Annotated in this window: 26 protein-coding genes; 15 read left to right on the forward strand and 11 right to left on the reverse strand. The window is 44.3% G+C overall.

All coding sequences use genetic code 11. From position 1 onward, the window contains the following. The first annotated feature begins 203 nt into the window (after positions 1–203). The 4 genes from VIC_RS19895 to VIC_RS19910 all read left to right on the forward strand — a co-directional run bounded on the left by VIC_RS19895 (position 204) and on the right by VIC_RS19910 (position 3,348). Entirely contained in the window at positions 204–1,232 is a 1,029-nt protein-coding gene (locus VIC_RS19895) for a succinylglutamate desuccinylase (RefSeq protein WP_006962046.1), read from the forward strand. A gap of 117 nt (positions 1,233–1,349) precedes the next feature. Further along, the gene (gene btuC / locus VIC_RS19900; RefSeq protein ID WP_006962047.1) at positions 1,350–2,345 is read left to right on the forward strand and encodes a vitamin B12 ABC transporter permease BtuC; all 996 of its coding nucleotides are present in this window, start codon (positions 1,350–1,352) and stop codon (positions 2,343–2,345) included. Then, positions 2,332–3,087 (forward strand): vitamin B12 ABC transporter ATP-binding protein BtuD, encoded by a 756-nt coding sequence (gene btuD / locus VIC_RS19905; RefSeq protein ID WP_006962048.1) that lies wholly within the window; start codon positions 2,332–2,334, stop codon positions 3,085–3,087. The genes btuC and btuD overlap by 14 nt, the downstream gene beginning before the upstream one ends. Positions 3,088–3,153: 66 nt before the next feature. Beyond that, entirely contained in the window at positions 3,154–3,348 is a 195-nt protein-coding gene (locus VIC_RS19910; protein WP_006962049.1) for a hypothetical protein, read from the forward strand. A gap of 35 nt (positions 3,349–3,383) precedes the next feature. On the opposite strand, the gene VIC_RS19915 is transcribed toward VIC_RS19910, so the two are convergent. Further along, positions 3,384–3,959 carry a nucleoside triphosphate pyrophosphohydrolase family protein gene (locus VIC_RS19915; RefSeq protein ID WP_006962050.1) on the reverse strand — a complete coding sequence of 192 codons (576 nt, stop codon included), beginning with the start codon at positions 3,957–3,959 and terminating at the stop codon, positions 3,384–3,386. Between the two features lie 185 nt (positions 3,960–4,144). On the opposite strand from VIC_RS19915, the gene VIC_RS19920 reads away from it, so the two are divergent. Then, a complete protein-coding gene (locus tag VIC_RS19920) occupies positions 4,145–5,230 on the forward strand; it encodes a sensor domain-containing diguanylate cyclase (RefSeq protein ID WP_006962051.1) in 1,086 nt (361 codons plus the stop codon). Positions 5,231–5,251: 21 nt separating this feature from the next. Here the strand turns inward: VIC_RS19920 and VIC_RS19925 are convergent, their stop codons facing one another. Next, complete coding sequence (locus VIC_RS19925; protein ID WP_006962052.1) at positions 5,252–5,812, reverse strand: DUF1415 domain-containing protein; 561 nt, start codon at positions 5,810–5,812, stop codon at positions 5,252–5,254. 71 nt (positions 5,813–5,883) lie between these two features. Next, positions 5,884–7,131, reverse strand: coding sequence for an MFS transporter (locus VIC_RS19930; RefSeq protein WP_006962053.1), 1,248 nt, complete (start codon positions 7,129–7,131; stop codon positions 5,884–5,886). A gap of 116 nt (positions 7,132–7,247) precedes the next feature. Here VIC_RS19930 and VIC_RS19935 point away from each other — a divergent pair, with 116 nt between their 5' ends. The 4 genes from VIC_RS19935 to VIC_RS19950 all read left to right on the forward strand — a co-directional run bounded on the left by VIC_RS19935 (position 7,248) and on the right by VIC_RS19950 (position 13,487). Next, a complete protein-coding gene (locus tag VIC_RS19935; RefSeq protein WP_006962054.1) occupies positions 7,248–8,117 on the forward strand; it encodes a LysR family transcriptional regulator in 870 nt (289 codons plus the stop codon). An 87-nt stretch (positions 8,118–8,204) separates the two neighbouring features. Further along, on the forward strand, positions 8,205–9,659 hold the full coding sequence (gene modF, locus VIC_RS19940; RefSeq protein ID WP_006962055.1) for a molybdate ABC transporter ATP-binding protein ModF: 1,455 nt from the start codon (positions 8,205–8,207) through the stop codon (positions 9,657–9,659). A 152-nt stretch (positions 9,660–9,811) separates the two neighbouring features. Further along, entirely contained in the window at positions 9,812–11,026 is a 1,215-nt protein-coding gene (locus VIC_RS19945) for an ABC transporter substrate-binding protein (RefSeq protein ID WP_039952353.1), read from the forward strand. 22 nt (positions 11,027–11,048) lie between these two features. Beyond that, positions 11,049–13,487 carry a PAS domain-containing hybrid sensor histidine kinase/response regulator gene (locus tag VIC_RS19950; protein ID WP_006962057.1) on the forward strand — a complete coding sequence of 813 codons (2,439 nt, stop codon included), beginning with the start codon at positions 11,049–11,051 and terminating at the stop codon, positions 13,485–13,487. On the opposite strand, the gene VIC_RS19955 is transcribed toward VIC_RS19950, so the two are convergent. Continuing rightward, complete coding sequence (locus tag VIC_RS19955; protein ID WP_006962058.1) at positions 13,488–13,718, reverse strand: glutaredoxin family protein; 231 nt, start codon at positions 13,716–13,718, stop codon at positions 13,488–13,490. A 112-nt stretch (positions 13,719–13,830) separates the two neighbouring features. Between VIC_RS19955 and VIC_RS19960 the strand changes: the two genes are divergently transcribed. Genes VIC_RS19960 through VIC_RS19970 form a run of 3 tightly spaced genes read left to right on the forward strand, consistent with a single transcriptional unit; the run spans position 13,831 to position 15,598 of the window. After that, complete coding sequence (locus tag VIC_RS19960) at positions 13,831–14,340, forward strand: M48 metallopeptidase family protein (protein WP_006962059.1); 510 nt, start codon at positions 13,831–13,833, stop codon at positions 14,338–14,340. 3 nt (positions 14,341–14,343) lie between these two features. Next, complete coding sequence (gene rlmF / locus VIC_RS19965) at positions 14,344–15,387, forward strand: 23S rRNA (adenine(1618)-N(6))-methyltransferase RlmF (RefSeq protein ID WP_006962060.1); 1,044 nt, start codon at positions 14,344–14,346, stop codon at positions 15,385–15,387. 16 nt (positions 15,388–15,403) lie between these two features. Beyond that, positions 15,404–15,598 (forward strand): hypothetical protein, encoded by a 195-nt coding sequence (locus tag VIC_RS19970; protein ID WP_019275846.1) that lies wholly within the window; start codon positions 15,404–15,406, stop codon positions 15,596–15,598. Between the two features lie 13 nt (positions 15,599–15,611). Here the strand turns inward: VIC_RS19970 and pilW are convergent, their stop codons facing one another. Continuing rightward, entirely contained in the window at positions 15,612–16,286 is a 675-nt protein-coding gene (gene pilW / locus VIC_RS19975; RefSeq protein WP_039952607.1) for a type IV pilus biogenesis/stability protein PilW, read from the reverse strand. Positions 16,287–16,408: 122 nt separating this feature from the next. Here pilW and VIC_RS19980 point away from each other — a divergent pair, with 122 nt between their 5' ends. Further along, entirely contained in the window at positions 16,409–17,221 is an 813-nt protein-coding gene (locus VIC_RS19980) for an alpha/beta fold hydrolase (RefSeq protein WP_006962062.1), read from the forward strand. On the opposite strand, the gene metA is transcribed toward VIC_RS19980, so the two are convergent. Next, positions 17,208–18,149, reverse strand: coding sequence for a homoserine O-acetyltransferase MetA (metA, locus tag VIC_RS19985; protein ID WP_006962063.1), 942 nt, complete (start codon positions 18,147–18,149; stop codon positions 17,208–17,210). The two genes, VIC_RS19980 and metA, sit on opposite strands and share 14 nt — an antisense overlap. A gap of 81 nt (positions 18,150–18,230) precedes the next feature. Between metA and VIC_RS19990 the strand changes: the two genes are divergently transcribed. Continuing rightward, the gene (locus VIC_RS19990; protein WP_006962064.1) at positions 18,231–18,674 is read left to right on the forward strand and encodes an ATP-binding protein; all 444 of its coding nucleotides are present in this window, start codon (positions 18,231–18,233) and stop codon (positions 18,672–18,674) included. Next, on the forward strand, positions 18,653–19,090 hold the full coding sequence (locus VIC_RS19995) for a DUF3859 domain-containing protein (RefSeq protein ID WP_038158760.1): 438 nt from the start codon (positions 18,653–18,655) through the stop codon (positions 19,088–19,090). The genes VIC_RS19990 and VIC_RS19995 overlap by 22 nt, the downstream gene beginning before the upstream one ends. Positions 19,091–19,122: 32 nt before the next feature. Here the strand turns inward: VIC_RS19995 and VIC_RS20000 are convergent, their stop codons facing one another. From VIC_RS20000 to VIC_RS20020, 5 genes are all read right to left on the reverse strand, one after another. Continuing rightward, positions 19,123–20,610, reverse strand: coding sequence for an EAL domain-containing protein (locus VIC_RS20000; protein WP_236612197.1), 1,488 nt, complete (start codon positions 20,608–20,610; stop codon positions 19,123–19,125). 206 nt (positions 20,611–20,816) lie between these two features. After that, entirely contained in the window at positions 20,817–21,944 is a 1,128-nt protein-coding gene (locus VIC_RS20005) for an ABC transporter permease (protein ID WP_006962067.1), read from the reverse strand. After that, positions 21,941–23,101, reverse strand: a complete 1,161-nt coding sequence (locus VIC_RS20010; RefSeq protein WP_006962068.1) for an ABC transporter permease — start codon at positions 23,099–23,101, stop codon at positions 21,941–21,943. Before VIC_RS20010 ends, VIC_RS20005 begins: the two co-directional genes overlap by 4 nt. A gap of 1 nt (position 23,102) precedes the next feature. Next, positions 23,103–24,077: an HlyD family secretion protein gene (locus tag VIC_RS20015; RefSeq protein ID WP_006962069.1), complete on the reverse strand. Its 975-nt coding sequence runs from the start codon at positions 24,075–24,077 to the stop codon at positions 23,103–23,105. 9 nt (positions 24,078–24,086) lie between these two features. After that, positions 24,087–25,514 (reverse strand): TolC family protein, encoded by a 1,428-nt coding sequence (locus VIC_RS20020; RefSeq protein ID WP_006962070.1) that lies wholly within the window; start codon positions 25,512–25,514, stop codon positions 24,087–24,089. Between the last annotated feature and the right edge of the window lie 80 nt (positions 25,515–25,594).

The raw sequence follows: 25,594 nt of genomic DNA on the forward strand, positions 1-25,594 counted from the left end.
TAATCAGCAAGCCGGGCAGGGAGTCTGCCCGGTTGTTTTATGTACAGCGAAAGCATTCTATCCCGAACGGAAAATGGTATCGGGCGTGGCAATTGAGTTTTTTACGATGAAGCACGGGTTTTCTCTTGATAAGTGAGATCGTGGCTACATAAATTGCCTGAACAATTCATTAACATACCCGCTGTGCAATAAAGGAGTAGCGCATGACGAAAAACCTCTTTCGCCAATCTTTTCTTTTTGACAGCCTGAACTTAGAACAAGAGATGCCAGCAGGGGAAATTACTGTTGCGAACGGCACTGTGTTCAAACTTCATGAACGCGGAGTTCTGGAAGTCATCCCATCAACGTTGGACGAAAACAGCAAACACATCATTCTTTCCTGTGGTGTTCACGGTAATGAAACCGCACCGATGGAGTTAGTGGATAAAATCATTTCCGATATCCAGTCTGGATTCCAGCCTGTAACAGAACGTTTGTTGTTTATCATTGCTCACCCTGAGTCAACGAACGCTCATACACGTTTCCTTGAAATGAACCTTAACCGTTTGTTTGATGATAAAGAATATGAGCCAACGAAAGAGCTGGCCATTGCGCAGAACCTGAAACGTATTGTTGCTGATTTCTATCAAGACACGCCGTCTGATAAACGCTGGCACCTAGATCTACACTGTGCGATCCGTTTGTCCAAACACTACACCTTTGTCGTGAGCCCGAAAACGCGCCACCCTGTACGCAGTAAAGCGTTGATGGAGTTTGTCGCGAGTGGTCATATCGATGCGGTGATGTTCTCTAACGCGCCTTCCAGCACATTTAGCTGGTTCAGTGCCGAAAACTTTGCAGCGCAGGCGTTGACAGTTGAGTTGGGACGAGTGGCTCGTATTGGAGAAAATGATCTCGATAAACTGGTCGCCTTTGATTTGGCAATGCGAGATTTGATTGCTTCCAGCGAAGCTGAGCATTTGCCGCGTGCCCCTGTAATGTACCGTGTCAGTCGGACTATCGTGCGTTTGCATGATGACTTTGATTTCATGTTTGATGACGACGTTGAAAACTTTACCTCGTTTAAGCACGGTGAAGTGTTTGGTCATGATGGTGACAAACCGCTCATGGCGAAAAATGAGGGAGAAGCGGTTGTGTTCCCTAACCGTCATGTGGCAGTTGGCCAGCGTGCAGCACTCATGGTGTGCCCGGTGAAAACGCGTTACGAAGAAGGTCAACTTGTCTACGATTAAAGCGTTTGCGGCCTAAACTCATCTGAGAAGCTTTCTATTTTAATGGCTTAACGGTATCGTTAAGCCATTATTTTATTGTACCTATAACTTTAGCCGTTTAAGGCCAATCTAAGCTGCATGGAACTGAGTGAATTATTAAGCCGTAGGCATCAACGCTGGAAGCGCTACTTTATCGTGATCCTATCTGCGCTTGTTCTGTTCTCAGCGACGCATCTGATGGTTGGTGAAGTCTTTATTTCTCCTTTTTCTGAGCTGTCGAGTCTTCAACAGCAGCTGATTACTCAACTTCGTTTACCAAGGTTGCTTGCCGCGATTGCCATAGGAGCCTCACTGGCCGTTTCTGGTGCCGTGCTGCAAGTTTTGCTTGGCAATGTTCTGGCAGAGCCCGGTGTGCTTGGTATTTCTGGTGGCGCCAGTGTCATGATGGTTATTGTGTTGTTTTTCCTTCCCGCGCTTGCAACACCCATCGGGTTTATGATCGCCGCGGTCATTGGCGCATTGGTGTTTACTCTGTTGCTTGTTTCAATGGCGAAAATCATGCGTTTAACTACTACTAGACTCTTGTTAGTTGGGGTGGCGTTAGGCATTTTGACAGGCGCTATTGTCACCTGGGCATTCTATTTCAGCGACGATCTTAGCTTAAGGCAGTTAATGTATTGGCTAATGGGCAGCATTGGTGGTGCAAGTTGGTATCATCACTTATTGACGCTGACTCTTGTCCCTGTACTTGCTTGGCTATGTATGAAAGGTAAGACACTAGACAAGCTAATGATGGGGGAGTTGCATGCTAAGCAACTCGGTGTTGATGTGGAAGCGGTCCGCTGGAAGTTAATCTTAGCCGTTTCGATTTTGGTTGGCGGCGCCGTTGCACTTGGTGGTGTGATAGGATTCATTGGCTTGATCGTTCCTCATCTTCTCAGGCTTGCATTGGGTAGTGAGAATCGTTATTTGCTGCCTATCTCCGCATTGTCCGGTGCGATGCTGTTGGTGTTTGCCGATATCATTGCTCGAGTCGCCCTAGAATCTGCTGAGCTACCACTTGGAGTGGTCACTACGACAATCGGGGCCCCTGTCTTTATCTGGATGCTGGTGAAACATCATGATTCACGTTAATAGCTTATCGGTTGGCTCACGTTTATTGCCGCTCTCGTTCTCTGTTGAGAAAGGTGAAGTACTTCATGTCGTTGGTCCAAATGGCAGTGGTAAAAGTACCTTGCTGACAGCGATTGCTGGCTTGTTAGACTTTGAGGGTGACGCCGTGATTTTTGACTTAGACGTCAAAAGTAGCTCTGTTGAGAGCCTTGCAAGCTATCGAGGGTTTTTGAGTCAGAGTGATCGTCCCGCTTTCAATCTTGAGGTTTCGCAATATCTTTCCTTGTCACTCCCAAGCTCCGTCCAAGGCTTGGATGAAGCTGTGGAGCTAGCCGTTAAAGAGTTGGTGGATGTACTTGAGCTAGAGGATAAGCTTCATCGTTCGATTCACCAGTTGTCTGGCGGCGAGTGGCAGCGAGTGAGGTTATGCGCGATATGCCTGCAAATCTGGCCGTCTTTAAATCCTTATGCGAAGCTCCTTATATTGGATGAGCCTGCTGCGCCGCTGGATATTGGTCAGGAAGCCCTACTGTATAAACTGATTCGTAAAGTCGCTGATATGGGAATCACTGTGGTGATGTCTAATCATGACCTCAATCGCACACTTAAACATGCCGATAAGGCTTTATTATTGGATAAAGGTGTGATTCAGCAAGCAGGCTCCGTAGATCAGGTATTCGAGCCGAGTGAGCTTTCTAGAGTATTCAAAACTCGAGTTCAAAGAACGGAGTTTAACGGAGAACCTGTATTAATCTTTGATTAATCAGGCAATAGCCCCATTTCCCAATTCTCAAATTAGTGCGCTATGCACTACATTTGAGCACGCCTCATGCTCACAGAAATCGCTGAAAATGCCATTCCTATAAAAATCAATAAGTTACTGTTTCTAGAAACTTGGCATAAGTTTGGCTTTAATAAAAACGATACATTCTCGTTCTTGTTAGGCTTAGTCAATTTGAAGGGAAACTGGAAAGCTGACAAATATAAGCCCATTTTTATGACTATGGCAGCTTCCGCCACCTAAGGTTTTCCGAAGGTGGCGGCTTTTTATCTGGGAGTTTATGCTGTTAGCGGAGCAAGGTCAGCAGGGCGGTAGTAAACAGACTTCAATACCTTTCCTTGGCGAATCGTTTTTGCTTCTGAAACGAAATCTTCAGCACATTTTGCGATGATGTAATCACCTTTTTGTACTGCCATTAGTTTGATTCCCTGCTCAGCGTAATGCGCTTCTGTCTCAGCGTATTCTTTCTCATTGCGGCAAACCTTGCTCATGTTGCTTGAGTGGACCTCGTCCCAACAAGGGATAAAGTTGATGCCACGATTAACGGCAACATTGAGTAGTAGGTCAATCAGATAACTGATAGCAAGGTTCGACTCAACCTTGTCATCACCCAAATGAACTAGACGACCCATTAAAACGTAAACGCTGTCGATGATAGCGTCAGCTTGTTCCGTCTTGTTATCAGCTTCTGCCAGTTCAGTGAGCTCTTCTACCGCTAAAGAGGTATGCAGCGTATCAGCTTTCTCGTCTAAGCTTTCAGGAGAGGCAACAGGTAAGTCGAAAGTAGTACGAAACTCAGTAATGTCGCGGTAAAGGTGGTCAAAAATTTCTTGAGTAAGTTTGGAAAGGTGCATTCACTTAACCTGCATTTGGTAATTATCGCGTCATACTAACAAAGCCTTATGAAACGCGCCATTACAGCACGAAAATAAATGGGGACAAGGGCAAAGTATTCAGAGTTTTATGTGCAAGGCTATTGATGTGATTATTGGGATAAGTCTATCTTACGTATAAGAAATTTTAGCTATCAGGACAGTATATGGTTGTAGCAAGTGAAAGTGAAAAGGTCATACGGAGACTCTATCAGATCACAAACGATTATCAGAAAGGGTTTGATATTCAGATTACCCAACTCATCATGATGGGCTTGGAGCGTTTCAATCTGGATATTGGTATTTTATCCCGCATTGATGGCGAGCTATATACAGTCTTGTATTGCGTTACTTCTGAAGGCGTAGAGTTAAAACCTGGCGATACGTTTAATTATGAGTCAACTTATTGCCAAATCACCTGTAGTTCATTTGGCCCAGTATCCATTGAGCATATGGGAGAAAGCGATGAGTATGCTAAACATCCTGCCTATGAAGCGTTTGGCTTAGAGTCGTACATTGGCATTCCAATTTTTGTTGATGATGAAGTTTTTGGCACACTTAATTTTTCTTCTGCGTCACCTTACCCTCGAAAATTCAAAGATATAGATGTAGATGCGCTCAAACTGATGGCGTCTTGGATTGAAGTAGAATTAATCCGCCGTAAACAGGAAGAGCGTCTTAGAAAGTTAAATAGCCAACTGGAATATCAAGCCTATCACGATGCGTTGACCAATGTTGCCAACCGCCGTTGTATGTTCAAAACCATCCACCTTGATATCGAACGTATGAAACTCGCATCCGGCAAAGGTTCACTGGCCGTGATTGATATTGATAACTTCAAGAGGGTCAACGATGTTTACGGTCATCAAATCGGTGATGACGTTTTAAAGAAAACCGCGCAACAACTTCAGGCATGTTTATCTGAAAGGGACTTTATTGCACGGTTCGGGGGAGAGGAGTTTGTCGTTTGGCTGCCCGAGAGAACCGAACTTGAAAGGCGTCAACTTATCGAAGAACTTCACCAATCTGCCAATGAGATTCTTCTAGATGGTGAACCCGTCACCGTGTCGATCGGTGTATGTGAATTTGATTTTGGTAACGAATCAGAAATAGATAACAAGAAAGGTGCACTTGACCAAATCATCTTAGTGGCTGACGAAGCGTTGTATCAGGCAAAGAATCAGGGGCGAAATAGAGTAGTTGTTCGTCCACTATCAGAAGAACCAGTGACTGAAATGATGAGTGGAGACTGAGCTCCACTCCTATCAATATAATTATTTAAACAAGTAGGGGAAAAGCTTCACTAGCTCAGGCTGAGCCAGGGATTCCACACGAGCTATGTTGGTCTCAGGAATTGATTCAGGATCTGGATAATGTTTGAGTACTTTCTCCATGCTCTCTTCACGAATCAAATGGAACACTGGGTAGGGAGAGCGGTTAGTTAGATTCTCCGCATCTTCTGGTTCTGCTCCACCAAAGCAATACTCAGGATGGAACGTCGCCAACTGGTAGGTTCCTTCCCAGCCTTGCTGGCGGATTAATGCCTCGACCCAGTCTATAAACAAGTTGTAGTCATAAAAATCTTCCAGCATGTTTGGTACAACGACCAATGTAGTTTCTAACTCTTCAGCTGTCTTTGATTCTAATTCCATTAGCTGGGTGAGTATGTCCTCTAGCAATGCCTCTTCTTGCTGTGCTTCACTGACAAATATTTTTATTTGTTTATTGCGCTGTGGCTTTGCAGCGAATGGACATAAATTAAGGCCAATTACCACGTCATTAAGCCATTGATTGACTTGCTCTGCGATAGTCTCTTTTGAGCTTGGGGTTGTCATCTTACTTCCAATTTATAGTTTGGAAGCAAGAATAACAGATTCGTTTTGTGGTCGTAAGCGTCGAGATGAGTCTAGTGAGATGAGGGCGTTGCCTTTAGCTCAGAAGTTGGACTGGTGTTAGCTTCGTTCTCCAGTTCTGCTGAACTTTGATGAATTACATTCAGTTTATAGCACAACACAAAAATCATCAGATAAAGCAACATACCACCAGCAATGACATAACCCCAACCGCCATGTTGCCAGCAATAAATTAAGAAGAAGCCTCCTAAGCTGCCACCAACATAGTAGTGAACAAGATAAAGAGCTGTGGCAGTCGCTTTAGCTTGGGTGGCTTTTTGGCTAACCCAGGCGTAGGCCAGCGTATGCGTGAAGAAGGCGCCAAAACTAATAAGAGCTAATCCGAGGATCATGAATGGAATACGATCCAGATATGCGACCAACATACCGAGTAGGCTTATTATAGTCCCGCAGACCATACCTGAAATAGGCTGACGGTTTCGGTTCCACACTGAAGTAAGCTTAGAGCTTAATGTGCCGGGTAAGTAGCAGAGGAAAATCAACGAGGCTAGGCCAATAGGTAGTGAATGTGGAGCCTCAACAAGACGAAAACCCATAACCGAATACAAGTTAACAAACAGAGCAAAATTCACCCCACCAATCAGCATAGCTAACCAAATAGCTTTGTTTTTTAGGTGCTTAACCAACGCTCGGTTGTGGTATCTAAGCATGCCTCTTTGGGGAGAGAAGTATTTCTGCTTTGGTAACATCGCGCATACCGCTATAGCTCCAATCAAGGTAAACACCGCCATGGTAATCACTGCTTGTTGCCAGCCGAAAGCATCAGTGAGTGTACCACCGACGATTCGCCCGGTGATGCCACCGAGTGAGTTAGCCGCTATATAGCCTCCAATTGCTTGACCAAAGGCCTTGGGGGATAACTCTTCTACCATGTAAGCGACTGCCACAGAAGCAAAAGCGGCTAATGCGACTCCCATTAGCGCACGCAATACAACTAAGCTAAGAAGTGAGGGTGATAGAAGCATCCCGATACCGATTACAGGCATAGCTAAAAGGCCATACAACATCACTCGTTTTCTCCCTACGGACTCAGATGCAACTGCCCATGGCACGAGGCTAAATGAGAGCGCCAGCGTCGTTGCTGCAAACAGCCAGTTAATTTGAGTCTCGGATACGGAAAAGTGCTGAGCCATGTACGGCAGCATCGGTTGAAACAAGTACAGGTTACAGAACACGATGAATGAGCCGAGAGCGAGACTCAGTGTTACTCGTCGGTAATCTTGGCTTCCAAGTTCGATCATTGGTGTTGGCTACTCTAGTTATTCAGTCAGTTATTGTGATCAAAATATCAGTGATAATTGGATTAATAAAATATATTAAAAATATAGAGTTGATATATTTTTGATATGAGCATCTGATGGACTCCCGACACTTAAAACACTTTGTGGCCGTCGCTGACCATGGCCACTTCACCATGGCGGCGAAAGCACTACATATTGCTCAGCCTGCGTTGAGTATTTCAATCAAGAAGTTTGAACAGCAGTTGGGTGTTGAGTTATTTCGACGAGAAGAACGACGCATAACGCTTACCGATGAAGGCAAAGTGCTATATGAACACGCCAAGCGGGTTTTGCAGCAAATCGATGATGCCAAGTTAGCAATAGATGAACTGAGAGGCCTTGAAAAGGGAGAGGTTCGACTTGGTGCGCCAAGTATGATGGGGTCTTACTTTTTCCCCCAAGTACTTATGGCGTTCAAGTCGCATTATCCCAATCTCAAGCTCACGCTAATTGACGCAGGTACCCGGTCTATTCGAAAGATGCTTTTGGATGGTGAACTCGACATTGGCGTGATTGATGATGAAAACGTCCCGGAAGATCTTGAAACAGACCATTTATTGAATGTAGAAATGGTTGCAGTTGTTGGGCCGGAACATGCTTTGGCACAGAACAAAAGCATTAGTTTTGAAGAGTTTTTCAAACATGAACTAGTCATGTTTAAGCCCGGTTATTTTCACCGTGACTTTGTCGAGAAAAAGGCGCGCTTGTACGACAAAGAAATGAAGTTTTCATTTGAAACGAATCTATTGCCAATGATACTCAGTATTGTGAAACATGAGTTTGCGATCACTGCGCTTTTGAAGCTGGTGACCGAGCATGAAAAAGATGTGGTTGCCATTCCCTTTGATGAACCGGTCAATCTGACTTTATCTCTTGCGTGGCGAAAGAACGCCTATTTATCAATTGCGGATAGAACATTCATTGAATTTGTTAAGCAATATGTGTAGTTCACATTTCTTTTCAAGGTGATCGCAACATTGTTCTAAATAACGTAATTTAATTGCATACAATTTGGAAAAGAGAGATTTGGTTAAATGCAGTTGAAGATGACAGATCTGGTGGTTGAAACAGGTTCGAGTACGTTAGAGATAAAAGACTGGGCTATCGAGAAAGGCCAGTCTTGGGGCGTTTTCAGTACCGAAGGTGATATTGGGTCTGCTCTTGGCTGCTTGCTTTGTGGCGAGTCAGAAATTAAGCAAGGCTATATGGAACTCTCCGATGGCAAGGTTTCACAAGTTTCATTGGTTGAACAGCAAAGGTTGCTTGAAGAAGAACTGGCTAAAGATGACACTGATTTTCTAGACCGAATAGATAAAGGCAGCTCAGTTTACTCTCTGATTTATGAACAGTGCGAAGATGCGCAATTGACTGCTCAATTACTTGATGATTTGGATCTGGAACATTTGAGTGATAGTGGATTTCGAGTTCTGTCGACCGGAGAAACCAGACGGGTAATGTTAGCTCGCGCTTTGGCAACCAAGCCAGATCTGATTGTACTTGATAACCCTTACACAGGCTTAGATGTGGCTCATCGCGCTTCACTTACCAATTATTTGACTGAGTTATCGCAGTCGTTGCAGATGGTGGTGACATTTAATCGGGAGGAAGATGTCCCTTCATGGATTGAGAAAGTTGCTTTGTTTAGTCATGGTAAGTTAGACAGCGTGATGGATATTCAGTCATGGCACCAGCATCCGGTCATTAACCAAATCAAAGCTCAGTCAAAGCAGCAAAGCGAGCAGATGATGGAGCTCATTCGAAGCCATCAACACAAAACAGAGTTTAGCAATCCGATTTTTGAGCTTAAAAATGGCAAAGTAGAATATACAGAGAAAACCATTTTCTCTGAGGTTAACTGGAGAATTGATAAAGGCCAGCATTGGCAGGTTAAAGGACCGAATGGGTGCGGGAAAAGTACGCTCCTTGGGTTAATCTTCGGTGATCACCCCCAATGTTACTCTAACGATATTCATATCTTGGGTAACCAGCGAGGCTCGGGTGAGTCTATCTGGGATATTAAAAAGCACATTGGGATGGTTTCCTCTTCTCTGCACCTTCAATATCGCGTGAGTTGCAGTGCTTTGGAAGTCATTTTATCTGGCTTCTATGACTCCATTGGCTTATATCAGCAACCGGCAAAGAAAGAAATTCAAATTGCTCAAGAGTGGTTAGAAATTCTGCATATGACGGAGTACGCAAAGACATCATTCAAACAGTTGGAATACGGCCAGCAACGTTTACTTCTTATCGCCAGAGCAATTGTAAAGCAGCCAGCAATTTTGATTCTGGATGAACCTTATCAGGGCCTAGACTATTTAGGCAGAAGACTAGTCAAGAACACATTGGAGCTTATTGCTAAAGAGAATTTGAGCCAGTTGCTTTATGTCTCTCACTATCATGACGACAAATTAGAGAGTATTAAGAATGAGCTGGAATTTTGTTTCGATGAAGTGGAGGCGTGCTACAAATCGACCATTCGTCAGTTGTAGCAATCTTGAACATAAATAAAGCGGGTTGGTGTCTTGAAGAATAGACGCAACCTGTTTTTTGTTTTGTAAAGTCAACAAATTACTGGAAAAAACTTCATGCTTTCCTAGGCTAACTATAGAAATAAATAATAACGACTACGTTGGTGACAAGTATGGCTAGGAAATTTCTAATTTTAGTGTTGGCGCTGTTTGCCAGCGTCGTGCAGGCTGAAAAACCTGATGTACTTAAGATCTATCTTGATGCTGATAGAACGGGGCATCTGGAATCGGCACTCTCCATTGAGCATGGAATTAAGGTTGCCTTCTCCCAGAAAGGTAACCAAATATCAGGCATACCAGTAGAGTTTGTTACCACTGACCATAGAGGGAACGTCCTACGTAGTAAGAAAAACATGGAGCGTTTTCTTAAGGACAGCAATGGATTGGTTTACATTGGTGGCTTGCATTCTCCTCCATTGATCAAGTACCGAGAATACATTAACAAATCCAAGATGTTGACTTTGGTTCCTTGGGCTGCGGGTACGCCTATAACTCGATATCCTTCTACTGAGGATAACTACGTATTTCGTCTTTCGGTTGATGATTCTAAGGTAGGAAAGATACTGGTTAACTACGCGTTAGAGCAACAGTGCAATCAACCTCACTTGATGTTAGAAAATACGGGGTGGGGCAAATCAAATTACAAAGCAATGATGTCTGCTTTACCTGAAGACCTGGCCGAGCGCGTGAAAACCAGCTGGTTTGATTGGGGCATAAAAGATGTTGATGCGCGAATCTTGATTCGTGAAGCCCAATCCAGTGGAGGAGATTGTGTTCTGCTGGTGGCTAATAGTCGTGAAGGTAAACTCATCGTTGAAAGTGTTGCAGACGTTGGTATTAAAATGCCTATATACAGCCACTGGGGCATTACTGGCGGTAAGTTTGCTCAGAACGTGCCTTTCCCTATTCGTGAAAAAGCCAACCTTCATTTCATTCAGTCTTGTTTCAATTTCTACAGCTCGGAACAAAACAGCTTTAATCAGAATGTGTTCAAGGACGCAAAGACCATGTTCCCAGCTTACTTTGAAGACAGCAATATTGAGGCACCAGCTGGTTTTGTCCATGGTTACGATTTGGCAAAGGTATTCATTGAGGCAGCGAGTTCGGTAGAGCTAACGGATGATGCGGAGTCGAACCGAACTGCATTAAAGAAAGCACTGGAGTCGATGGATAAGCCAGTACAGGGGCTGATTAAAGAGTATCGTGCTCCATTCGCCCCTTTCACTGAAGATGATTTTGACGCGCATGAGGCGTTAGGTGCAGACGATTTCTGTATGGCTATTTATGACGATAAAGATGCCGTGAAACTAATTCCTAAATCCATCTAGAGCACAGAGGTAACGCAGGTCTATGTTGAAGTTTGATAAGAAAAATGGAATGCATCTGTTTTCGTTGTTTCTCATCGTTGGGGCCTGCGTTTTTATGCTTGCGAGCTTTGCCTTTGTTCAACATCAAGCTAGAGAAACCGCTCAGGTCTTGATAAGTGAAAGCTTGAAAGGAAAGTTCGTCGCTATTGAGAGATACGTATTTGAGTTTCTAAAATTGCATGAACAGAGGCTTGAGCGCGTGACTTCTCACCCTGTCACGAAAGGTGCAGTCTTAGAAGGAGTGGATGATCAGAGTGCGTTTAAAGATCAGCTTGAGCTTCTCAAATCTTCTGGAGCGACGGCTGACGTCAACATATATGATTTTTCTGGCGGTAACGTTTATCAAGAAATTACATTGCCCGATGTTGTTTATACCTTTATTACGACTGGTATAGAAAACGAGTCCCTAATGGAAAAGCCTTCGTACTCGCTCTATAAAAATGACGGTAGGGACTACCTCCTTCTTAGCGCTCCAATCTTGTACAACGGTTATGCTGAAGGGCTAGGAGTATATGTAACGCCACTTGATGAAAGTGAGTTTTTCGAAAGCCTGGGCACCGACAGTATGCACTGGTTTGGTATCGCCCAAAATAGACTTAACTGGAATATGCAAGCTCCTAATAATTGGAAGATGGACATGTTTCCAATTGAGGGCACTGATCTTTCCTTGTTGTATTCGGTCTCCCCCCAATTGGTCATTGATGCGGAAGCTAATTTGACGGGAAGCCTGCTCGTCGGGATGTTAATTGCGACTAGTATGACGTTGGTTGTCATGTTCATTTTTGGACGAAGAATTTTGGTATCCCCATTTCGTAAGTTAGCTGAGTCTGAGCAGCAGCTTTATGAGCAATCTGAATCGCTAAAGATAAGGGAGGCGGAGTCTGCCCGCTTAGCTCGAGTGGTTAAACATATGCGTGATGCGGTTGTGTTTACGGATTTAGATTCCAAAGTGACTTGGGTGAATGGAGCATTTGAGCGGCTGACAGGGTATTCGCTATCAGAAATGATCGGCAAAAAGCCGGGTGATGTGCTTCAGGGAGTGGATACCGATAAGCGAACGACACGAAAGATTCGAGAACTGATAGATCGTCGAGAGCCAGGGTTCTTTGAGTTACTCAATTACAACAAGGAAGGAGAGTCATACTGGATTGAAATTGCCTTGACGCCGTTGTATTCAACCCACGGACAGATAGAAGGTTTTATGGCTGTAGAAAGGGACATCACTCAGCGAGTAGAGTTGGAAGAATCGCTGAAGATAAAGGCAGTTGAAGCAGAAGCGGCAAACATCGCAAAATCCCAGTTTTTGGCAGCAATGAGCCATGAATTACGAACGCCAATGAATGGTATTCTGGGTGTCGGGGACCTTCTCAAAAATACGACGCTCAACGAAGAGCAACAGGAGTATGTTGATACATTTCTTGGGTCGGGAAAACACATGTTAAATGTGCTTAATGACATACTTGATTTCTCTAAAATTGAAGCGGGCAAGTTGGAACTTGAAAAAGTTGAGTTCTTACTGAAAGACGTGGTGGCAAGGCTTACCCGACTTTATGAGCCACTGTGTGCGGATAAACACCTAGAGTTTAAGTGTGAGTACTCTCAATCGTGTGACCGTGCGTTAGTGGCCGATGAGACACGCATTCTTCAGATTCTACAAAACCTATTAAGCAATGCTCTCAAGTTTACGTCGGAAGGCGGTATTACGTTGTCGCTGGATGTGGTAGAACAAAGCCATCGTATTGAGCTTCATATTGACGTTTCCGATACCGGAATTGGTATCAGCCCAGAGAAACAGTCCGCAATTTTTGACCCATTCTCACAAGCTGAAAGCGACACAACGAGAAGGTTCGGTGGTACCGGCTTAGGGTTATCGATTACTCGGGATCTGGTTAAAGCCATGAACGGGACTGTCGACCTTAGCAGTGAGGTTGGTAAAGGCAGCCAGTTTACAATTGTGGTTCCTGTCGGGTTGAAAAAGGTTCGTCAGGGCAGTGATAAACAAGAACGACTATCTGCATTTGACGGCACCGGACTGAGCGTGTTAATTGCTGAAGATACTCGCGTGAATGCACTGGTCTTAGGTAAGTTTCTTAAAAACAAAGGCTTCGAATATGAAGTGGTTGAGAATGGCGAACTGGCAGTTGAAAGAGTACAGCATCAACACTTTGATTGTGTCTTAATGGATAACCACATGCCAGTGATGGATGGCATGAAGGCAACAAGGGCGATTATGAAGCTCGATTTACCTAATCCTCCTGTGATTATTGGCTGTACGGCTGACGCGTTTGAACAGACGAGAGAAAGAATGATTTCGGAAGGGTGTACGGATGTGATCACAAAGCCTATCAGCTCCGATAAGCTGGATGAAGTATTTCACGCAACGCTAAAACCTCTAGAAGCTAATGCGATGCGTGAGGCTTGATCATTTCGAGTTGTACATTTTCTCGAAGTTTTTTGGGTTCCAGCCAATCATGTAGCGATCACCAATTTTGAGCACGGGTAAAGAGCGTGCTCCAATAGCATCCAGTTCTTTTCTGCCACGCTGCATTTTTGCGTTGGTTAATCTGTACGCATAGCCCTTTTCATCTAAGTATCGCTGAGCATCTTTACAGTGAGGGCATTTATCCTTCACATACAGAACAAGTCTTTTCATCGTAATTTCCTACATCTTGCTATGCAGCAGAGTGTAATGAAAAGACAGTGAATGGCAAGTGTGATTCAGGTAGACTTACGCGTCTTCAATTTGGCGGACCGAAACTTATCCTATGAACCCAGTTCTTCGTTACATCCAAGGTTACCCTGAACATATTGTGACGCCTGTGACTCAGATGGTGGAGTCTGGTCGCTTACAAAACTGGTTTAAACAGCGTTACCCTGATAATCATACTATTAAGAGTGAAAAAGCGCTGTTTGAATACACCATTGCGATCAAAAATCGCTATATGAAGAAAACGGCGCCGATCAGCAAAGTCATTTACGACAATAAAATTCACTTGATCAATAACGCGCTAGGCTTGCATACCTACGTTGCGAAAGTGCATGGCGGTAAAATTAAAGCGAAGAATGAAATTCGTATTGCGAGCGTATTTAAAAATGCTCCTGAGCCTTTACTCCGTATGCTTGTGGTGCACGAACTAGCTCACTTGAAAGAGAAAGAACACAATAAAGCGTTTTATCAACTCTGTTGTCATATGGAACCTGACTATCATCAATTAGAGCTGGATGCTCGCCTGTTCATGATTTATACCGAGATGGTTGAGAAAGCAAATAAGTAACTTATGACTAAGCAGAAAAAAGCCACCCATTTAAAAACGACAAATGATACTGTTCGCTCGAAAATGAAAGTGACCGTGCTAAAAGGCAAAGCAGGTCTCCATAAGCGAAACCTTCACCATGGTCGTTATAATTTCAATCAATTGGTAAATGCAACACCTGAACTTAAACAGTATGTCGTGAAGAACCCTAAAGGCGAAGCCTCTATTAACTTTTCCGATCCACAGGCTGTTAAGTTACTCAATAAAGCGCTGCTTGCACATCATTATGGTGTCATATCTTGGGATATTCCTAAGGGTTACTTATGCCCACCGATTCCGGGGCGCGCCGATTACATTCACCGTTTAGCAGAGTTACTGTCAAAAGATGGGAAGCAAGTGAAGCATGAATCGGTAAACGCGTTTGACGTCGGTGTCGGTGCCAACTGCATCTACCCTATTGTCGGGGCTACCCAATATGGTTGGGATTATGTGGGGTCAGACATAGATCCAGTTTCAGTAAAGAACTCTAATCAAATAGCAGAAGAAAACCCTGTACTTAAAGGTCACGTGGAGTGCCGCTTACAAACCCAGAGTCGCTATTTCTTCAAGGGAGTGATTAAGGAAAACGAGTACTTTGACGTGACGACCTGCAATCCGCCATTTCATAGATCTGTGCAGGAAGCGCAGCAAGGCACTGAACGTAAACTTAAAAAACTAAACCGCAGTAAGCAACAACGCGGTCAGGCGAGTGAGAGAGGTAAGGTTAAAGCATCGCCTATACTTAACTTTGGTGGCCAAAATGCGGAGCTTTGGTGTCCTGGTGGTGAAGCGGCTTTTATCAAGAATCTGGCGTTTGAAAGCCGTGATTTTGCTCATCAGGTATTGTGGTTTTCTACGCTTATCTCAAAGAAAGAGAATGTCCGTTGGATGCGAAAGAACCTAGAAAAAGCTGGTGCGAAAGAAGTTCAGGTTGTTGAAATGAGCCAAGGACAAAAGGTTAGCCGCTTTATCGCTTGGACATTTAAAACTGCGACTGAAAGGCAGGCGTGGTACGACGCAAAAGCATAAGCATGAAGGAGGGCATATGGAAATTGAAATTTATATGCCCTGTGAGCCTGAATGGGTGTGTGATAGTTTACTGCTACTTTTTGCGCTTTTGTTTGTCTCTGGCCTGTTCGGGTTTATATATATTGTTTATAGAGAATACGTAAAAATTCAGCGCGCTTCGCGGGTCCGCGAGCGCCGTAAGCTCCCTCATTCCCAACGCAAAAAACGTTAACCTTTCGAGTGATTTAAGGCTTTGGAGAAGGACGATGATGCTTTCGGGTCTCCAGCTCGACCATAAGTCTCAGTGATATCTCTTGCATGCCAAACTGTTGATGAAAAAGCGTTAAATGGCCTTGTGCTGCTTCATACCTTCCTTGATTCATTTCCAGTTGTGCCAAATTTAGAATAGCCTGAGGTCGGTTTGAGTCATGAGCAATTGCCCGCTCAAAGTAACGGGCTGCTCTAGCTTGTTGGCCTGCTTTCAAAGCGCAAAATGCCGCATTCTCATAACTGTCGGCAACATAGTAGTAATTGGGTTGAATTACCGCTCTTTCGAACAGTACGTTGGCTTCCTGAAATCGAGATTGCTTACATAGAAAGCTACCATAATCGTTGAGTAACTGTCCGTTGTTAGGGTGTTGTGAAATGGCTTGTTGAAACCAGTGCTCCGCGTGGGTGAACTCAGAAACCTGTTCTAGATAATGTGCCATTGCTAACTGAGCGCGATAGTACTCTGGTGCGTGCTCAAGTGCCTTTTGGATATTTTCTCTTGCTTTTACCCTGTTATCACGTTGCAAATAACTCAAGCCCAATGCTATTCGCGCGTCGGCCTTGTCTTTTGTGCCTGCAGTGACAGTTTGAGTGTCAATTGTGACACATGAGGACAAAAGCATTGTGGCGATGAGGCAAAAAAAGCGCATAAGATAGATGTAGAAAATTTTAAGGATCTTGAATGTATAACGTGGTCTGTCCGGTCTGGTAAAAATGAGCCCAATCATGCGGCTGATTTGGCAACAATACTAGTAAATAAAGGAGACGAAGTGTGAGAAAACAAGTCGTTGGTGCAACCGTTCTAAGCTTCCTAGCTGGGTTATCGATAAAATCGTCCATTGCTTCAGAACTGGATGCTACCACTCGTTTTGCTGACAGTGGTGTTGCTTATGTCGAGCGGGGTAATGCAGCCAGTAACTATCGGTTGATCTTCATACATGGCTCACCGGGTAACAAAGAGGGGTATGAAGCATATCTTAAAGATACGTGGCTGCTCGAAAATGCAGAGCTCATCTCCGTGGACCGTGTTGGATATGGCCAGTCTCCAGAAGAGCTTGCAGCCGATTTGGATTCGCAGTCAAAGTCGATAGAATCACTACTTGCTAAAGACAAAGTTAACATTCTCATTGGCCATTCCCTTGGTGGTCCAATTGCTCTGAACCTTGCATTAATGTTTCCAAATCTTGTTCAGGGGATGGTGCTGGTGGCGCCTGCGTTTGATCCCAAACTAGAGGAGCCAAAATGGTATAACGAGCTCGCAGATACTTGGTTGGTCAGTGTGTTTTTGTCTGATAACTGGAAAAAGTCGAACGGAGAAATGATGCCGCTGGCTGATGAGCTTTCCAAGTTGAGCAATAAAGACTGGGGCTTACTGGACTCAGTACCTGTGACTTTGATTCATGGTGATGAAGACAATATTGCCGATCCAGAAAACTCTGCATTTGCGATTCAGCGCTTAACAGGGAAAGAGAAAAAACTTGTAGAAGTGAAAGGAGAGGGGCATTTTATCCTTTGGCAAAATACCCCGAAGGTAATTAATGAGATCAAACAACTAATCAGTATCGCTGACCTCAATCGTCCGTAGTAAAGTTGGCTTCACTGAAATGATCCAAGTCGTAAGGTGTTTGCTGGTAAACGCAGTAATTGAGCCAGTTTGAGAACAATAAATGGCCATGGCTTCGCCAGCTCGCAACAGGCTTGTTATCAGGGTTATTGTTCGGGTAATAGTTCACAGGAATTGCGGGCTCCATTCCTTCTCCCAGATCACGAATGTATTCGTTGTGAAGTGTGAAGGCATCATATTCTGGGTGGCCTGTGACAAATACGTTTCGCTTGTCTTTTGTCGCAGCCAAATAAACGCCAGCAACATCTGAAGTTGCCAGTACATCCAAATCGGTATGTTCAGCTAGATACTCTGGAGAGAAATCAGCGTATCGCGAGTGAGGAGCAAGAAACGTATCATCGAAGCCACGCAAAACAGGGTGATATGGCTGATGAATTTGATGATGATAAACACCAGACAGCTTTTCTTTACGTGTGCGTTTTGGCAAATCATAAAGCAGTTTTAAACCGGCCTGCGCAGCCCAACAGACATACAGGGTTGAGGTGACATGTTGCTTCGCCCAATTCATGATCGCCTCTAGATGTTCCCAGTAGATCACATCTTCAAATTGAACCAAGCCCAGCGGAGCGCCGGTAATAATCAGTCCATCGAAGTTGCGCCCTTTCACCATCTCAAATTGACGATAGAAGTTATCAAGATGCTCAGTCGGCGTGTTTTTACTTGGCCTGTCATCGATACGAAGCAGTTCAATATCAACCTGAAGTGGGCTGTTGGAAAGCAAACGAAGGAACTGCGTTTCAGTCTCGATCTTTTTCGGCATAAGATTGAGGATCAATACCTTAAGTGGACGAATCTCCTGGGTAGAGGCTCGGGATTCAGGCATTACGAATATGTTTTCCTGACGTAATACATCACTAGCAGGTAATTGGTCGGGGATCTTAATCGGCACAGCTTTCTCCCTAAGCTTTGTTTTTAGACGTCTATACATCCAAAGTTAACTCAAACGGAATGAGATGTCGATAGCATTTTTATGCTTATTTACGGTAATATCACCGCCTCATTATTCGATTTATTCATTTTCATGACGTTAAAACTGACCATTATTCGCGGATTGCCTGGTTCAGGGAAAAGTACGCTGGCTAAGACACTGGATGTGAATCATTACGAAGCGGACATGTATTTCGTTGATGCAAAAGGTGAATATGACTTCAGGCCAGAACATATCGCAAAGGCCCATGATTGGTGTAAGAACATGACACGGGACAGCCTGATGAAAAGACAAAGCGTAGTGGTTTCGAACACGTTTGTGATGAGATGGGAAATAGCGCCTTACTATCAGATGGCAAAGCGGTACGGTGCTGAGTTTGAAATCATTGAATGTAAAGAGAACTTTGGCAATATTCACGGTGTAACAACGAGCACCATCCAGCAAATGAAGAAACGGTGGCAAGAATGGCGAAAAGATCAGCCATAGTAGAAATGACGTCTTACGGCATCTATAGTCAATGGGATTCCAAGTCAAAACATCTACCGAAGATACAAGAATTTACAACCAAAGTGCCTGCCGATCAGGATATCGAATTTGGTTTCATTGTGAATATTAAAAAAGCCAAAGGGCAAGTTATTGAATATTGTATTGAACATCCGGGCGTATTAGGTAAAAAAGGCCAAGTGCTGGACCCTTTTACAGGTGATCTTCACATTGGAAACAACGACTGGAATTTCTATCTAGGTGATACAATCCAGTTGCTCGACCCGATTAATGGATTCGACTCCAATATTGGAAAGTGGCGGATGACTATCGAAATGAATGGGAAAGTCATTGCCGAAAAAACCTTCGAAATATACAGTCGAGATGAAGGTGAATTCTGGAAAAGAAGAGGGTTCTAATAAAAGCCCGTTATAGTGACACGGGCTTTTATTTACAACCAAGATTCTTTGAGATCGTCTAATTCTAGGGGCTTGGAGAAATGGTAGCCCTGCAGGTATGATACATTCATTTTGGCCAGATATTCGACTTGGTTTTGTTCTTCCACTCCCTCCGCAATCATTTTTACTCCCAAGCGGTGGCCAAGGTCAATGATAGTATTGAGCACGGTAGAATTAACGGTTTCCAAACCTATGGTATCCACAAAACACTTATCTATTTTCAGATAATCAAATTGTGTTTTCTGAATGACAGAGAGAGCGGTGTGTCCGGTACCAAAGTCGTCAATAGAAACCAAAATACCACTCTTACGAAGGTCAGCGAGCGCTGTTCGACCTTTGTCGTCAAGTATTTCACGTTCTGTAACTTCTACTGTTAACTGAATTCCAATATGTCTGAATTGTCTAGCATAACTATGTAGATTGATGAGATGGCTCTCATCATGCAGATATGAAGGTGGAACATTAATTCCTAAATGTATGCCGTTGAAATTCGCTATGCTCTGAAGATCAGCTAACGTTCGTTTCAGTACATAGTCAGTGATAGTGTTTATGAGCTGTTGGCGTTCGGCTAGTGGTATAAAAACATCGGGTCTGATTAATCCTAATGTAGGATGCTGCCATCGAATCAGTGCTTCAAGGCCAGCCAGAGTTTCTGTTTGACTGTCTACAATAGGCTGATATGCGAGAAACAGCTCTTTTCTTTTTAAACCTTTTTTTAAATCATCGACCAGACTGTCTCTATTTCTTATATGAGACATTACCGCAAATAGAGTGATTGAAATGAGTAGTGAAAGAGGTAGACTACTCAGTCCATAAAAAATCGCCCGCCTTTTGATGAATGCTGGACTTGCTTCCACCAAAAGAGAAAAGCCATATAGAGATGATGTTGATGTGTAGTGAAGTGTGTCTGACACAAAAGTTCTATCCGCTGGGTAAACCTTTTGGCCAAATCGGGCAGTAATAAAACTGAGCTTATCATCCTCTACCTTACCTAGTCTTTCGACTAGATAGTTCTTGTCTACAATAGCAAAAGCACCACTGTTAGCTCTGTCTTCTTGTGCAGTTACAACGACCATTGTTCTTTGGCGCGGGTCACCTTTAATATCGAATAGAAAAACGCCGGATTTAGCTTCGTTTCGCTTAAATACACCTGTTAAATCTAAATGAAGCTCGCCACGTTTAGAGGAGCATATAGCGACACCATCCTGAACAATGATTAATTCTCTCAAGTAGCTCTCAAATAGGAGGTCTTCTTGAATGGCTTCACAGCGCTCTGGGTATTTCATAGCTTGAGCGTTCTCGTCTTTTAGTTCAGTGATGACATCTTCGATTCTTTCTTGAAATGTAACAGCGATATTTCTTAGGCTGTCATTAATGCCTTGGTAAGCGACGTACAGTGAAGCTGGAAAAACAATGAGGATTGGAATTAAGGCGTAAGCGAGCAGTGATTTAACTTCTAGCGTCAACGTTGGTGTTGGCAAAGATCTGTTCATTTGACTTATGGAATATCCGATGACTAATTGAACAATAGTATATATTATGAGCAAAAATGTTACATCGTTCGCAAAATAATCGCAGTAACTAAATTAACTGCTGACCGAATCTTGACCTAGAGTTCTACTTTCCTCCCAAATTCTCACTTAATTTTTTGAAGAATTTAAAAATACCTGACACAAAATTAGCCTTTTTAATAACAGTATCGGCGATAGCTGTATATTGCGATGACTCCCCAAAACAGACTTTGTAACCACAATAGGCTCCACTGGGAAGATACTTGATTCCACTCTGCGCCCATTTGATTCAAGGCAAGAAAACCCTGAATAGCAGGTGTGCTAGGAAATAGCTGCGATAACCAGGTTATTGGTGCCGGGATGCTTTCCAATGGCCAGATAAATCCAGCACTGAATACCAGCGGCATTGAGCTTATCAGCACCACCAAAGTCACTAACTCACGTCTAGGAACGATAGCGCCAAGCCAGATTCCAATCGCGCAGGACGCCAGTAAGAAAGGTAACAGTAGGGTAAGAAGCTGAGTGCTACTGGCAAGCTGGCTCACCCCATGCGTCGTAAAACTGTGCCCGAAGTAATACATACTCAAAAGATAATAAACAGTGGTGAGTACACAAAGCCTTACCAACAAAAGCGTTGTCGGTGAGGTTTTGCTCCAATACCCTGTGCCATTCTTCTGACTCCCGGTCATTAGGCCTGCTGCCATCACAAGTGTTTGCTGGAGTATTAAAACGAATACGGCAGGCACGACGTAATCTATATAGCCCATACGTGGGTTAAAGGTTGGTTTTAAATTGAGTTTGGTTGAGGCGAACTGCTCGCTGGCTAAAGAGAGAGGAACGCCGTCCAATATTAATCTGGATACTTTAGTTTGCGCCGCCAATGTGCCTCCTGCTTGTGCCAACCCTTCTACTATGGTGCCGTAAACCAGAAAATAGGAAGCATCACCGGCAAAGGAGAGCGTTGGGCTTTTACCGAGTAACAAGCCTTTATAGAAATGCTCTGGAATGACTAGAAAGCCGCTCACTTCACCGTTGAGAAAGGCTTGGTGAGCTGCCTCAATGGTGTAATCTCGCTGAACAACCTTGGCTTGTGGCGTTGCGTCTACCATTCGCTCCAACTGGTAGCTTATCTGGCTTTGATCGAGGTTAACGATACTGATCTTTTGCTCTCTTGGAGTTTGGTGGCTGTAGGGAAGCGGGTAGAGGAACGAATAGAATACAACGCCTCCAAAAACAGTCAGCATCACCACAGGGTTTGTTAGAAGCGCTTTGAGTTCAGCATAGAATACTTGTCTGAATGTCATTTGGCCTCCTGTGAATATAGGCTGTTATGGCGAGATAGATGCTTTTTGATCAAAAGTACCGATATTAACGCAGGCAGTAAGTACCCTGACATCGGCAACAGACCTAGCGCTGTATTCACCCAAAACTGTCCGTAGCTGACTTGGCTTACCTGAGCTTCAATATAGTGACTGATAGGCAGTAAACTTCGCCAGAATTGTGCGAGTGGGTTCATGTCGGTAACTGGAAAAGTGATGCCCATAAAAGCAAAACTGGGCGCAGTAAATGCTCCAGCGAAACTCATGGCGCGCGCAGGGTCGAGTGTCAAAAAGAAGAAAAAACTGCCCATGATCATACAGGCCATAACTGTCAGCCCCTGAGCAAACATCAGCACCAGTAAACTACCATTCATCGGCCAGTCAAAGCCCAAGTAAAACCAACATAGAAAAGTGAAACCTTGGACCATGAATACAGGGAAATAAGGCAGCAATGTACGAGTCCACTGCATGGTTGGCGCACTTTTGAACCACTGAGTCAAACCTCTATCCCTGTGGTTAGCCGTCAACACCAATATGGTTGAAACCACGATGATGATTTGCCACAAGGCTGGAACAATGGCAGAGACCAGAAATTGAGCATAGTTAGCGTTCTTGTTAAACAGAGGAGTGATCTGTGTTTGCACTGGAAGAGCAGTACCTACGGCAGAGCCAACGGTGCTGTTCCCTTTGGCGAGTGCTTTTGAGGCATCAATGTGCGCATTGAATGTTGCTTGAGCTTGTACTAGTGCTGAGCCGATAAGCTTTCCAATTAATATTGTTTGGCTGTTGTAGAACGCACTTACTTCGGGAGGTAAACCGCGATAAATGTCTTTATCAAAATTATCCGGAATAACAACGTACGCATACACTTGGCTTGAAACCAACGCTTGTTTTGCCTCCGCAACGTCAGAAAAGTGATGGGTGACAGACAGTGTGGCGGTTGCATCGTAGTTGCGACTAAGCTGCCTTGAAAGCTGACTGTGGGATAGATCGACAACGCCAATGGGGAGGTCTCTTGCAATACCCTGAGAAAATATCGCCCAGATAGAGACAACCAATATAAGCGGTATCCATGTCAGACACGAGAGCAGCCATCGGTCTCGTTGCAGTATGCGCCACTGCGTGGCGAATAAATCGGACATTTTACAACTCAACAACTAAGCTCATACCCATGCGAAGGGTATCTTTGTGAGCCAATGGGCGGGCTTCGACCTCGAAGGTGCGTAAGTCGAAGCCTTGTGACGCATCGGTTGAACGCCAAGTGGCAAAATCACCCATGACTGCGATATGAGTGACCTCAAATTCAAGTGAATGACCAAGGGCAGGCAAATAAGCACTGAATCTTTGGCCTTTGGCGAAATGACTAAGTTGATCCTCGCGGACATTTAGTACCGCCCAAGAATCATCTGTATCAATGACGGTCACCACAGGAAAACCTTGAGGGGCAAGCTCACCGCTTTGCAGCAGCACTTGTGACACTTCGCCGTCAAACCAGCTTTCGATTTGTGTGTCTTTTGCATAAGCCTCAACTTCGGCAACCGCGCCTGCTGCCATGCGAGCTTTCTCTGCAGCAGCAACCTTGGTCTCGTCGCGGGCGCCTTCATGAGCCATCTGGTACATTTGATAAGCGGCACTTTCTGTGTATTTTGCCGCGTCCCATTGGGTTTTGGCTTCATCGCGCTTTTGTTCAGCGACAACGCCATCTTTGTAGAGGTTGTTAACCCGAAGGTAGGTTTTCTCCATTAATTGAGAGGCGGCTTTAGCTTTCTGCCATTGGTCTTTTGCCGCTTGGATTTGTTGTATTCTTGCGCCTTTTTCTGCTTCCTGTGCGAGCGCGCCAGCGGCCTTCTGTCCTGCAATAGCCTGCTCCAGTTTAGCCTCTATTTCTGGGCTATGAAGAGTGAAAATCAACTCGCCTTTTTCTACTTTGTCACCTTTGCGAACCAGCACCTGATCGATACGGCCCGGTACCTTGGAAGAAATGCTGTATTGTTGCGATTCAATTTGCCCCTGCAGACGCACTGGCTTTGGTTGATAGGCTTGATAGAAGCTATACCCAATCCAAGATGATATGGCTAAAGCGGCAGCAGTCAGTACAATCGGTTTGGCTTTTTTCATCTCGGTATCCTAAAGGTTTGAAGTGTTGATAGAGGTTTGCTGATATTGCTGAAATGTGTTCATTTCGCTCGATAAAGCGAGAAGCTTTGATAGCGATATTAAGTAGTTAAAGCTGGCGGCTGATTTCTGTGTCTGGACACTGGCTAAGTAAAGCTGAGCGTCAACGACGTCCGTCGAAGTAGAAAGGCCTTGAGAAAAGGCCTTCTCTCGCAGTTTGATGTTCTCTTTAGCTAGCTCAATGCTGGAGTTAAGTCCGAGCACTTCTTCCTGAGCTTGCTGCGCCTCTAAATAGGTTTTTTGAACAAGCACTGTTAAATCTTGCTTGGCTTGTGCTTTGAGGTATTGCACTTGAGACACCGCACTATGAGCCGCTTTAACTTGATCCGAGCGACCTGTTGATTCAATGAGCGGAATACTGACGCCAACTCCAACGAGCCAGTCTGGTTTCATCTGACTGGCGAGTGAGTCATCTTCATGCAAGCTGTAATCACCATACAGGTAGACCTCAGGGTAATATTTGCCTTTTTCTGCTTTGATCAGACTTCGGGCCTGCTTCTCTTTTGCATCAAGCAACGACAACCCCGGGTAGGTGATTAGAGTTTGGTTAATGAATGCGTCCATTGGGGGAAGAGTGTCGTTGATAAATAGATGATCGCGTGGCTCAACCGTCGAAGATTGGCTGAGTATCTGAGTGAGCGCTGTCTGTGCGATATCAAGATTCTTTTGTGCCTTCTTGCGCTCAATGGTCGCTTGATCGAGTGCGGATTCCGCTTGGAGACGTTCAACTCGAGCGATTTGTCCCTGCTGCTCTAATTTAAGTGCGTTGTCTCTGTGCGTTTTTAAGCCGCTTTCTACCAGTTGACGCGTCTCGACCACTTCTTTTGCTAGCAAGACACTAAAATAGTATTTGCTTAAGTCTTCGTATCGCGCCTGAGTCTCCATCGCGAGTTGGCTTTGCGCTTCCTCTGATTTCCCTTCTGCTGCTGATTGTGCTGCGGTGATTCGACCGCCAGTAAAAATAGGCCAAATAGCTCTGATAGAAGATATAAAAATATCCCGCTCGGTAATCGTCGAGGTCGTATTACCTAGATCGGTAAACAGTTGACCGAGCCCTGAGAGTAATGAAGGAGGAAGAGAGATACTGCCGACGCTGGGTAAAGTACCATTGGTACTTTCAATCAACTGATTGCCTGACAGGGTGACATCGGTATCCAAGCGCGTGTAGTTTGCCCCAATCGTCACAGATGGCAGGTTCAGGTTATCAGTCGCATTTTCCAAGTGTTGATATCGGTCAACATTCGCTCTTTGCGCAGCCAACGAATTGTTTTCGTTTTGCAATAGCTGCCAAGCTTCACTAAAACTGATGGCCGCGGAATGGGCTGCAAATGGGAATGAACTAAGACAGCCAACTAACAAGGCAATAGGACGCAGCGACATACAATGAACTCTATTTGTAAAAATTAGAGTATAAACTCTAACTGATATTGTTGGCAAATAGAGGTAACAAAGGAGGCTAA

Source organism: Vibrio coralliilyticus ATCC BAA-450 (assembly GCF_000176135.1).
Classification (GTDB): domain Bacteria; phylum Pseudomonadota; class Gammaproteobacteria; order Enterobacterales; family Vibrionaceae; genus Vibrio; species Vibrio coralliilyticus.